Source organism: Nonomuraea sp. NPDC003201, from assembly GCF_053590415.1.
Window position 1 is genome coordinate 1 of record NZ_JBSFTC010000399.1, and the last position, 8,445, is coordinate 8,445.

The following is an 8,445-nucleotide window of genomic DNA, read 5'->3' on the forward strand; positions in this document are numbered from 1 at the left end:
CCGCGGGCAGCTCGTCGAGCAGCCGCTCCACGATCGCCTCGATGCGCGGCCCGAACTCGGCCGCCCTGCGCCGCGTGAACGCGGGCGCGACCAGCCGGCGCAGCCGGGCGTGCTCGGCGCCGTTCATCTCCGACATGGTCCGCAGGTACGGCAGGCAGTGCTCCGGCACGTCGGGCCGCTGGTAGCTGTGCTCGTTGGTCGTCAGCCTGGGGTCGCTCAGCATCGCCCTGGCCTCCTCGTGCCGGGTCACCGCCCAGAACGGGCCGAACCCGGGCGCCACCAGCCGCGCCACGGGCGACCGCTCCCTGGCGCTCGTGTACGCGGTGAACGGGTCCGCCAGCACGGCGGGATCGGTCAGGTCGACCTCGGGCACGTCGGTCATATCGGCTCCCTCAATTGAATGATGACATCATCTGGATGTTCACGGTATCTCGATCTGCGAGCGCCCGGCAACGCGAGGGACGAGGCAGCGACGTAGACTTCATCAAGTACGTGCTTTACGACGCTCACGGAGTTGGCAAGGTGGATCAGAAGGAGACCGAGTTCGTCGACCGGATGGGGCTCGTCATGGAGCGCATCGCCGGGGGCCGGACGATGGGCCGCCTGTACGCGTGGCTGCTGATCTGCGACCCGCCGGACCAGTCGCTCACCGATCTGGCCGCCGAGCTCGGCGTCAGCAAGACCATGGTCAGCACGGTCGCCAGGCAGCTGGAGGCCGGCGGGATGGTCGAGCGCGTCCCCACGTCGGCTCGTGAGCACCGCTACCAGGTCGTTCGCGGAGGATGGGCCCAGATCATGCGGGGCCGGCTGGCCGGTGTCGAGCCGATCGCGGAGGCGCTGAACCTCGGACTGTCGATCATCGGTGACGACCGCGCCGAGCAGCGGGCGCTGTTGCAGGACACGAGGGACTTCTTCGAGTTCCTCATGCGCGACGCGGACGAGTCGCTCCAGCGCTGGGAGGAGTATCGCAAACGGCTGAAAGACGACGATCAGGACTCCGGGTGAACATGATCGTCGAGGAGCACGTGCCGTTCATCGCAGGACCCCGGCACGACGCCACCGCGTCCCCTGCCGGGTCGTGCGATCCGCTCAACCGAAAAATCATCCAACGATCAAGGGAGTGACGATGTCTGACATCGTCGAGCGGTACAACATCCCCGAACAGCACTTCTGGCTGCACGGCCCGCGGCCGGGCGGGCCGGTCGAGCACAACGCCGCCGCCGGCATGTGGAACGTCTACGGTTACCCCGAGACGCACGAGATCTTCGGCGACCCCGCGACGTACTCCTCCGACACCCTTCGCCTGGCCCCCGAGGACCAGAAGCCGGAAGGGCTGTCACTGGAGGGCTTCATCACCCAGATCGACCCGCCGGAGCACGGCAAGCTGCGCAAGCTGGTCAGCAGCGCCTTCACCCGCAAGGTCGTCGCGGACCTCGAGCCGAGGATCGCCGCCGTCACCCACGAACTGCTCGACGCGGCGCGCGAGCGCGGCGGGTTCGAGCTGGTGCGCGACCTGGCCTACCCGCTCCCGGTCATCGTCATCGCCGAGCTGCTGGGCGTGCCCAGCAGCGATCGCGAGCTGTTCAAGCAGTGGGCTGACACGCTGTTCCGGCAGGACACCAAGGTCTCGTTCGACGACCTCTTCGAACGGCGGGAGCAGGACACGGAGACCACGATGAAGTCGTGGTGGGAGATGTCCGCCTACCTCGCCGGCCACGCGGCCGAACGCCGGCGCCGGCCGCGCGCCGACCTGCTCACGAAGCTGGTCGAGGCCGAGGTGGACGGGGAGCACCTGCCCGACGAGCAGGTGGTCAACTTCGCGATCGTCCTGCTGCTGGCCGGGCACGTCACCACGACGATGCTGCTCGGCAACACGGTCCTGGCCCTGGACGCCTTCCCCGAGCACCAGGAGAGGGCGCGGGCCGACCGCGCCGCGATCCCGGCGATCATCGAGGAGTCCCTGCGCTTCTTCACCCCGTTCGCCCTGATCGCCCGCGGCACCACCCGCGAGGCCGAGCTCGGCGGCGTGACGATACCGGCCGATCAGACGGTCCTGCTCTGGCTCGGGGCGGCCAACCGGGATGCCCGGCAGTTCGCCGACCCCGACGTCTTCGACCCCGACCGCGACCCCAACCCGCATCTCGCCTTCGGCCGCGGCATCCACTTCTGCCTGGGCGCCCCCCTGGCCCGGCTGGAGGGCCGGGTCGCCCTCAACATCCTGCTCGACCGGTTCGACCACCTGCGCACCGATCCGGAGGACCCCGTGGTGTTCATGCCCATGCCGACCATGACCGGCGTGCGGCGCCTGCCGCTGGTCTGACCCCACAGGCGGGAGGCCGTGCGGCCTCCCGCCTGTCATGCGTTATTCGCCGCCTGCCACGTACCTGTCGAAGAACGCGAACGTGCGCCGCCACGCGTCGTCCGCCGCCGCCTGGACGAGGCCGTGCCGCAGCGGGAACAGCGCGAGCTTCGCGACGGGGTGATGGCCGTCGGTCATGAAGGAGTGCCCGGCGTCCGGATAGATCTCGACGTCGTGCTCGAGGCCGAGCGCCCGCATGTGCTCGCGCAGCCGCGTTCCGTGCCGCCCGAAGCCCTGGTCGCGGCCGCCGTAGGAGCCCACGACCGGGCACACCGACCGCAGCCGCTCCTGGTCGCGGGGGACCGCGCCGTAGTTGACCGACGCGGCCCGTACGCCGGGCGGCGCGCTCGCCGCGTTCGCGAGGGCGAACCCGCCGCCCATGCAGAAGCCGATCACGCCGAGCCGGCCGCCGTCGACGTCGTCGCGGCCGGCCAGCCACTGCCGGGTGGCGTCGATGTCGGCGGCCGGTTGGCCCGGCTTCTCGGTCACGAACTGGTGCATGGCCCGCGTCAGGCACCCGACCCTGGTGCCGTGGCTGTACAGGTCCGGTAAGACGGCCGCGTACCCGTGCTCGGCGAACAGGTCCACCACGTCCAGCATGTCCGGTTCGATGCCGTAGATCTCGTGCAGGACCACCACGCCCGGCCACCCGGCCGCGGGCGCCGTCCCCTGCGGCAGCGCCATCGTCGCCTCCAGCGAACCGCCGTCCGGCAGCGGGACGCGCACGTCCTGTCTCATCAGCAGTCCTCAACCGATCAAAGAGCAAGGAACGTAACGTAACACTTCAGGCGTCCCGCCTGACGAGGGCCGCCCAGCCGGCGCCGACGGACAGGCAGGCCCAGGCGATCAGCGTCAGCAGTCCGCCCGTGCGGTTCAGGGCGGTGGCCGGGTCCGCGGGCAGGCCGAGGAGGCTGAGGGCCGCCTCGTGGGGGAGGAGCCGCACCGCGTCCGGCATGCTGCCGCGCAGCGCCGGCGAGATGAGGACCGGCGTGACGAACAGCACGGCGAGCGGCGCCACGACGCCCCTCGCGACGACGGCGAAGCCGTATGCGATGAGGCTGAGCAGGAGATACACCGTCAGGAGGGCGGCCGGATCGGCGACCGGCCGGACGAGGTGGCCGGGCAGGACCGCGGGGCCCGCCGCGAGCAGGCAGGCCGCCGTGACCGCGGCGAGCTTGGCGGCGGCCAGCCGGTGCCGGCCGGGGACGGCGGCCAGGCTGACGCGCAACTGCCCGGCGCGGTACTCACTGCCCGCCGCGAAGACGGCGATCCCGACGAAGACGTAGACCGGCGCGACCATGAGGGTACCCAGCTGCCCGATCGCGACCGGCCCGTCCGGCCCGGCGAGCCGTACGGAGTCCGTCGCCGCCAGGAGGCCGAGCACGGTGTTCGCGGCGGAGGCGACGCCCAGGGCGACCCAGGTCGCCGGGAGCGTGCGGGTCTTGGTGAGCTCCGCGCGCAGCAGATCGGCGAGCCGGATGGCGCTCATCGCGCATCCCTCCTGCCGAGCGTGATCCCGGCGACCGCCGTCGTGACCCCCGCCCACGCGATCAGTACGAGGAGGGCGTGCCCGGGGCCGGCGGTGAGCCGGTTGATCCCGGGGTCGAGCAGCAGGTTCCGGGCGGCGCTGACGGGGAGGAGCGCGTCCAGGGCGGGAGCGGCCCCGGCCAGTGCCTGTGTCATGGTGACGGCGATCTGGGCGATGGTGACGATGACGCCGACGAGCGTACTGCGCGCGATGACGGTGATCCCGAAGCCGGTCAGCCCGGACAGGACCGCGAAGGCCACGAACCTCCCGTGGCCGAGGAACGCGGCGCCCGTCACGAGCAGGCCCGGGTTCCAGTCCTCGACGGCGGCGTACATGAAGGCGGTGCTGATCCCCGCGATCAGGACCGCCACGAGGAGCAGGTGCGCGGCGGTCGCCACGGCCTTGGCCGCGATCAGCCGGCCTCGCCGCGGCATGGCCAGCACCGTCACCCCGAGCTGGTTCGAGCGGAACTCCTGCCCGGCGATCACCGCGGCGAGGACCGGTACGAGCAGGCCCATCTGCAGCGAGGACGCGGCGAGGAGACCGAGGATCGCCTCGGTCGCCGGTTGCGGCGTCCCGGTGAAGATCTCGATGACGCCGTCGGGGGTGATGCCCGCGACCGCCTCGGCGTTCAGCCGGACCGACTGGATCAGGACCAGCGCGTGAAGGCCGAGGACGACGCCCGTGGCGATCCACACGCGCGGCAGGGTGAGGATCTTGGTCAGCTCGGCCCGCACGGCGCTCACCACCCCGGCCTCGCGGGGTCGCCGGTCAGCGCGAAGAACGCCTCCTCCAGCGAGCGGTGCCCGGCGGTGACCTGGGCGAGCGAGCCGTGGGTGACGACGCGCCCGCGGTTGATGACGACCACGTCATCCGCGGTGCCGGACATTTCCGTCATCAGGTGGCTGGAGAGCAGCACGGTACGGCCGGCCGCCGCGTAGTCCCGCAGGAAGCGCCGGATCCAGCGGATGCCCTCGGGATCCAGCCCGTTCACCGGCTCGTCGAGCACCAGGATCTCGGGCTCGCCGAGCAGCGCCGCGGCCAGGCCGAGCCGCTGCCCCATCCCCAGCGAGTACGTCCTCACCCGCCGCCGCGCCGCCTCGCCCAGCCCCACGAGTTCGAGCACCTCCCGGACCCTGCGCCGCGGGATCCGGTTGGACTGCGCGATCCAGGTGAGGTGGTCGACGCCGCGGCGCTCGGGCACCGGGCCGGCTCCGTCCAGCAGCGCCCCCACCGTGCGCAGGGGATGCCTCAGGTCGCGGTACCGCATCCCGTTGACCAACGCGGTGCCCGCGCTCGCCGCGTCCAGGCCCAGCAGGACGCGCAGCGTGCTGGACTTGCCGGCGCCGTTCGGGCCCAGGAAGCCGGTGACCCGGCCGGGACGCGCGGTGAAGCTGACCTCCTCCACGGCCGCCTTGGCCCCGTAACGCTTGCTGAGTTGTGAGATCTCGATCATCGCCTGCCTCGCCTCGGATGGACGTCGCCAGCCTGGGGCGGGAGAGCACGCGCTCGCGTCCCCCGAAAGGAGACACCTACCGGGGTTCGTACAGCAGTCCCGCCTCGTGGGCGAGCACGGCCAGGTGCGTGCGGTCGTTCACGCCGAGCTTGGCGAACATGCGCCGCAGATACGTGCGGACCGTCTCCACGCTCAGGAACAGCTCGTCGGCGATCTGCTGGTTGGAGTGCCCGCGTGCGACGAGCCGCACGACCTGCACCTCGCGCTCGGACAGCACCTGCCCGGCGAACGCGTGCCGCCGCGCGGGGCGCTCGGGCGCGAAGCTGCGGATCAGCCGCGCGGTGACCTCCGGCGCCAGCATGGCGTGGCCGGCGTGGACCGTGCGGACGGCCTGGAGCACCTCCTGCGGGGACGCGTTCTTCAGCAGGAACCCCGACGCGCCGAGGGTCAGCGCCTCATAGACGTACTCGTCCAGGTCGAAGGTCGTCAGCATGATCACCCGGGTGGCCGCGTCCGGGAGGATGCGGCGCGCCGCCTCCAGCCCGCTCATGCCCGGCATCTGAACGTCGAGCAGCGCCACCGCGGGCTTGAGCGCGCCGACGAGCCGCGCGGCCGTCTCCCCGTCGCCCGCCTCCCCGGCGACCCGGAACCCCTCGGTCCGGTCGAACAACTTCCGGTACGCGGCCCGGAAGCGGTCGTCGTCATCGGCCAGGAAGACGCTGACGACCCCGCTCAAGGCGCGCTCCTGACCGGCAGCCTGGCGCGCACCTCGAACCCGCCCCCCGGATGGTTTCCCCAGGTCACCGTGCCGCCCACCAGCCGCGCCCGCTCGCGCATCCCCCGCAGCCCCGACCCGTCCCCGCCGCGCGCCGGCCCGTTTTCGCCGCGCGCCGGCCCAGCCCCCGGGCCGTGGTCGCGCACCCGCACGACGATCTCCCCGCCGTCCTGCCGAAGGTGCACCGAGCAGGCCGCGCCCGCGGCGTACCACACCACGTTGCTCAGCGACTCCTGGACGATCCGGTACGCCACCGCCCCGGCCACGTCGTCGACCGGGCCGTTCACCTCGATGCGCGCCTCGACGTCCACGCCCGCCGCGCGGGTCGCCGCCACGAGTCCGTCCAGCCGCGCGATCCCCACCACATCCTCCGGTGCGCCGGGCTCGGACCGCAGCCCGCGTACGAGTGCCTGCATCTCCTCCAGCGCCCTTCTCGCGTGCGACTCGACGCCGGCCAGCGTGTCGCGTAACTCCTGCTCGCTCGCGTCGGCCAGGCTCCGGGTCACCCCCGCCTCCGCGCTGATCACGCCGAGCGCGTGGCCGACGACGTCGTGCACGTCACGCGCCACCGCCAGTTGCACCCGGGCCCGTTCCGCCTCCCGGGCGGCCGCGAGCTGCCTGCCGGCCGCCGTGCCGAGCAGCCAGGACACGCTCAACGCGGCCACGGCCAGCGTCAGCCGCTGCCCGGCGCCGCTCGCGTCCTCGCCCGGGACCGCCGCCACCGTCGCCAGCGTCGTGAGGAGGCCGGCGAGGACGAGGACGATCGTACGGGTGCGGTCGGCGCGCGCGACCGCGAGCGGATACAGGCACCACGCCGCGGCCAGCATCGGGTCCTGGCACACCCCCAGGACGCTCCCGGCGATGGTCGCGCCCGCGGCGAGCAGCGGCGACACGGTCGGCAGCCGCCGCCGCAGGACCATCACCGCGCCTGTGACGCAGGCCAGCACCAGCCCGGCCACCAGCCGTGACCGATCCGCGGAGGCGACCGTCGGCGGCAACCAGAACATCCCGACCACGATCGCCGCGGCCGGCCCATCCAGGAACCGCCTCATCCCCCGTACCTTACGCGGCGCTCGCGTCATTGACGGGAACGGGAGTAAGGGATACATTCCGGTAGATTTCACGGTTGTCCAAGGGAAATCCGGTGAGATGCCGGTGCGGACGCGCCACTGTATCCGGGACGTAGATCCCGGGAGCCAGGTCGCTTGGACTTTCGTGACCTCGATGGTCGGGACGCGTCATCCCTGAGGAGGCATGTATGAGTGGTCTGTCCACTCCTTCGGCAATCCCCTTCCCCCGTCTGCGGCTGTGGCTGCTCGCCGTTCCGGTGCTGCTGCTGGTCGCCTACCTGGTGCTGATGGACAACGGGGCCATCTCGCAAACCGGTGCCTACCTGCACGAACTCATGCACGACGGACGCCACCTGCTCGGCGTTCCCTGCCACTAGGCGCGCGCATGGTACGCACCCTGCTGGTCAGGGGCCTGCTTCTGGGCCTGCTGGCCGGATTGATCGCGGGCGGCTTCGCCTTCGCCTTCGGGGAACCGGGGGTGGACAGCGCCATCGCGCTGGAAGAGGCCCATGCCGCCCAGGAAGCGCCCGGCCATGACCACGGCGAGGAGGCACTCGTCGGCAGGCCGGGACAGAAGGCCGGGCTCTTCCTGGCCACGGGCCTGTACGGGCTGGCCGTGGGAGGGATCTTCGCCCTCGTGTACGCGGGCCTGCGCGGACGGGTCGGCCCCCGGTCGGACGGCGGGCTGGCCCTCGCCGCCGCCGGGACGGCGTTCGTGGCGGTGATCCTTGTGCCGTTCGTGAAATATCCGGCCAACCCACCGGCCGTGGGCGACCCGGAGACGATCAACAGCCGCACCCTGCTCTACGTGGTCACGATCCTCGTCGGGCTGGCCGCGACGGCGATCGCGGTGGCCACCGCGCGCCGGGTCACCGCCGGGCCGTGGGCGAGGTGGGGCGCGGCGGTGGCGGCGTTCCTGGTTCCGGTGATCGCGGCGTGGACCCTGCTGCCGACCGTGGACGAGGTGCCCGACGGCTTCCCCGCCACGCTGTTGTGGCAGTTCAGGATCGCGTCGCTGGGGACTCAGCTCGTCTTCTGGGTGGCCTTCGGCGTGCTGTTCGGGTGGGCCTGCGACCGGGCGGCCCGCCGCCCGGTGACCGCCGCGTCGCCGGGCTGAGCGGGGTGCTGTTCGTACGGCACGCGAGCACGCCGGGGATGCGGGCCGCCTGCTTCCCCGCGCCCGACGCGCACGCCGACGCGGCGAGCCTGGCCAGGGCCACCGCCTTGACCCGGACGGCGGCCAGGGCGGCGGCCGGG

10 protein-coding genes and 1 pseudogene are annotated in these 8,445 nt (G+C 72.3%); 4 read left to right on the top strand and 7 right to left on the bottom strand.

Annotated features, from left to right (window positions below):
• Positions 1–382 (bottom strand): annotated as a pseudogene (locus ACWDX9_RS55505) (cytochrome P450); the annotation flags it as partial.
• 140 nt (positions 383–522) lie between these two features.
• Between ACWDX9_RS55505 and ACWDX9_RS55510 the strand changes: the two are divergent.
• Together ACWDX9_RS55510 and ACWDX9_RS55515 are read left to right on the top strand one after the other, a co-directional pair.
• Positions 523–1,005 (top strand): GbsR/MarR family transcriptional regulator, encoded by a 483-nt coding sequence (locus ACWDX9_RS55510; RefSeq protein ID WP_449970768.1) that lies wholly within the window; start codon positions 523–525, stop codon positions 1,003–1,005.
• A 121-nt stretch (positions 1,006–1,126) separates the two neighbouring features.
• Entirely contained in the window at positions 1,127–2,320 is a 1,194-nt protein-coding gene (locus tag ACWDX9_RS55515; RefSeq protein WP_363971355.1) for a cytochrome P450, read from the top strand.
• Between the two features lie 42 nt (positions 2,321–2,362).
• Here ACWDX9_RS55515 and ACWDX9_RS55520 read toward each other — a convergent pair whose 3' ends face one another.
• The 6 genes from ACWDX9_RS55520 to ACWDX9_RS55545 all read right to left on the bottom strand — a co-directional run bounded on the left by ACWDX9_RS55520 (position 2,363) and on the right by ACWDX9_RS55545 (position 7,170).
• Positions 2,363–3,097: a dienelactone hydrolase family protein gene (locus ACWDX9_RS55520; protein WP_449970771.1), complete on the bottom strand. Its 735-nt coding sequence runs from the start codon at positions 3,095–3,097 to the stop codon at positions 2,363–2,365.
• A gap of 46 nt (positions 3,098–3,143) precedes the next feature.
• Complete coding sequence (locus tag ACWDX9_RS55525) at positions 3,144–3,848, bottom strand: ABC transporter (RefSeq protein ID WP_449970773.1); 705 nt, start codon at positions 3,846–3,848, stop codon at positions 3,144–3,146.
• Positions 3,845–4,633, bottom strand: a complete 789-nt coding sequence (locus tag ACWDX9_RS55530; RefSeq protein WP_449970775.1) for an ABC transporter permease — start codon at positions 4,631–4,633, stop codon at positions 3,845–3,847. The genes ACWDX9_RS55525 and ACWDX9_RS55530 overlap by 4 nt, the downstream gene beginning before the upstream one ends.
• Complete coding sequence (locus ACWDX9_RS55535; protein WP_449970778.1) at positions 4,630–5,343, bottom strand: ABC transporter ATP-binding protein; 714 nt, start codon at positions 5,341–5,343, stop codon at positions 4,630–4,632. Before ACWDX9_RS55535 ends, ACWDX9_RS55530 begins: the two co-directional genes overlap by 4 nt.
• A 76-nt stretch (positions 5,344–5,419) precedes the next feature.
• A complete protein-coding gene (locus tag ACWDX9_RS55540) occupies positions 5,420–6,079 on the bottom strand; it encodes a response regulator (RefSeq protein ID WP_449970780.1) in 660 nt (219 codons plus the stop codon).
• A complete protein-coding gene (locus tag ACWDX9_RS55545; RefSeq protein WP_449970781.1) occupies positions 6,076–7,170 on the bottom strand; it encodes a sensor histidine kinase in 1,095 nt (364 codons plus the stop codon). Before ACWDX9_RS55545 ends, ACWDX9_RS55540 begins: the two co-directional genes overlap by 4 nt.
• Positions 7,171–7,376: 206 nt before the next feature.
• Between ACWDX9_RS55545 and ACWDX9_RS55550 the strand changes: the two genes are divergently transcribed.
• Positions 7,377–7,565 carry a CbtB domain-containing protein gene (locus ACWDX9_RS55550; protein ID WP_192784851.1) on the top strand — a complete coding sequence of 63 codons (189 nt, stop codon included), beginning with the start codon at positions 7,377–7,379 and terminating at the stop codon, positions 7,563–7,565.
• 8 nt (positions 7,566–7,573) lie between these two features.
• The gene (locus ACWDX9_RS55555) at positions 7,574–8,305 is read left to right on the top strand and encodes a CbtA family protein (RefSeq protein ID WP_449970784.1); all 732 of its coding nucleotides are present in this window, start codon (positions 7,574–7,576) and stop codon (positions 8,303–8,305) included.
• Positions 8,306–8,445 lie beyond the last annotated feature (140 nt).